The 2119-nt window shown below is 41.7% G+C and carries 2 protein-coding genes and 1 pseudogene; all 3 read right to left on the reverse strand.

What is annotated here, in order from left to right; all coding sequences use genetic code 11:
• A pseudogene (locus VN429_RS06605) lies at positions 1–893 on the reverse strand (hypothetical protein); the annotation flags it as partial.
• The gene (locus VN429_RS06610; RefSeq protein WP_325631200.1) at positions 890–1261 is read right to left on the reverse strand and encodes a type IV pilin N-terminal domain-containing protein; all 372 of its coding nucleotides are present in this window, start codon (positions 1259–1261) and stop codon (positions 890–892) included. The gene VN429_RS06610 and the pseudogene VN429_RS06605, both read right to left, overlap by 4 nt.
• A partial coding sequence (locus tag VN429_RS06615; protein WP_325631202.1) for a type II secretion system F family protein occupies positions 1261–2119 on the reverse strand: 859 nt, incomplete at its 5' end. The genes VN429_RS06615 and VN429_RS06610, both read right to left, overlap by 1 nt.

Consider the following 2119-nt stretch of genomic DNA (forward strand, 5'->3'; position numbering starts at 1 on the left):
ATAATAAATGACATATTCCATAAGGTAATAGTGAGATTTGGGTACTCCTTCTGATTGTTCTCAACGATATTCAGGGTGTAATTATCGCTCTCCCAGATTGACTGATTATTATTCGACCATTGAGAAAAAGTCTTATTCACTCCTGATTTTAACCCGATGGCGTCTTCATCTGTCCCGGAGAATGTAAAGGTGAGCTTGTCAGTTGGTTTTAATGAGATAGTGTTCTGATAAGACTCTTTCATCTCTATCCAGATGGTAGCGGCTCCATTACTGCTCATAGATCTGTTTCTCCCGATATCTTCAATCTGCACAAGATCGATCCTGATTGTCGGGGGTGTTGTTTTCAGATCTATGCGAGGAGCATACATCTTGTAATATCTCTCCTTTTCCTCTCCGGGGATCTTTCCAGTATCATCGGTGTATTCAAGATATGTCTTTCGGTTTCCTTTCGTCACATTCAGCACACCATCCTCCCATTCATACCCCTGATTAACCCAGAAATTTCCAACCGGTCGGTATAGTATCTTGGAACTATTCACATGAGATTCCATTACCGGTTTTGAGTTCAATGAAATGTCGATATGAGAGGGCGATGTATCTCTTAAACTTGTGTTCACTTCCAGGTATCCGGAAGAACGCAGAGAAGACAATAAAATATCTCCTCCACCGAGTTCTACCGGCTCTTTCATCGTCATATTCTGCCTGAATGACAACACCTGAAGGATATCAGATGACATTTTTGAGAAACTCTCTTCAACGGAGTGGAGATGCTGAACCTCTGCCTGTTGCTTCAGTGATGGAATATAATATGCATTCAGGACCGAGATGAACGACACAATAATCATAAGAAGCAGCATGAAGGCGATCACCGGAGAAACAGCGTTATCCTTCACGAACCTGCCACCCCACTGAAAACAACTGCATTATGAACTACAAGATTTATCCGGTTTCCAGATGTAACATCCTTAAGAGAGAGAATATCCCCAAGATCAAATGTCTGATTCGGGATTTCCCAGGTACTTTTTTCTATTCCATCAACAATAACATGTATCTGTTCTTTCCTGATCCAGTCTCCTCCTTTATGATAAAGATAAACCTCCCCGGAAGAACTTACAGATCCCATCTTTATTGACACAGAAGGAATTCTGTCCTCTGGCATCTGATTCAACAGGAATACGGTTACCATAGGTACCAGAATCAATACAAGCGAGATCATCAGAACCTCACCAATTACTGCAGACACAGCCGGATCGCGTTGCATTATCTGGCACCCGCTGTTGCATTTGCAGCAGCTGCTGCCGCTGCAGCATGAAGAAGATCCATCTGGTATGGAATTACATACATAAACAGAATAAAACATCCGAGCACGAGAAGGATAGCGTGTTTGAGCCCGGCAAGAATACTATTTGCTGAGAGCTGACCAGCCATTAGCCCTGAGAAGAATCCGAGCACAAGGCCGATTCTGAACATATCGGTAAGGTTTGATGCGGTATCGAAGGTGATGTTGAAGGAGTTGAACGATGAAATAAACGATACGTTGAGTGAATATGCGGTGTACATGTAGATTCCAACTGCAAGATACACGATCATAACATAGGTTATCGCGATATTGAACCGGTCTTTTTTCAGTTTCAGATAATGTTCAAAGTCATTGATGGCGATGATGAGGACATCTTTGATATAATCAGTCACTTCACTTGCTTTTACAAGAAGGGACATTGCCCGCTTAACAGAGACAAGACCAATTCTATCTTCCATACGGACAAGAGCGTTAATTGTAGTCGATCCCCTCCTGATATCTTCTGAAGTCATCACCAGTTCCTGAGAAAGCACACCTAACTTGGAATTTGAAATAAGTCCTATTGCAGTCTGTAGAGTAACTCCGACATCTTTCATGTCAACAAGCTGTCTGAGAAATTCAGGAGTATGACTTTCCACATTATTTACAAACCAGCTTCTTCCTTCGTATGCCAGTGAAACAGGGGTTAGTGTAGCAATTATCAAAAGGCTGATGAATGCTTCAAGACTCATACCAGGAATCCATTCTGATAAAAAGCCGAGATAATACATAACACAAACAATACATCCAAATATTACAGCAAGGGCGATACTGTAATTA

The organism is Methanospirillum sp. (genome assembly GCF_035560735.1).
Lineage (GTDB): Archaea > Halobacteriota > Methanomicrobia > Methanomicrobiales > Methanospirillaceae > Methanospirillum.

Coding starts and splice junctions, on each gene's coding strand:
- VN429_RS06610 (WP_325631200.1), bottom strand. CDS start 1,261: ATGCAACGCGATCCGGCTGTGTCTGCAGTAATTGGTGAGGTTCTGATG.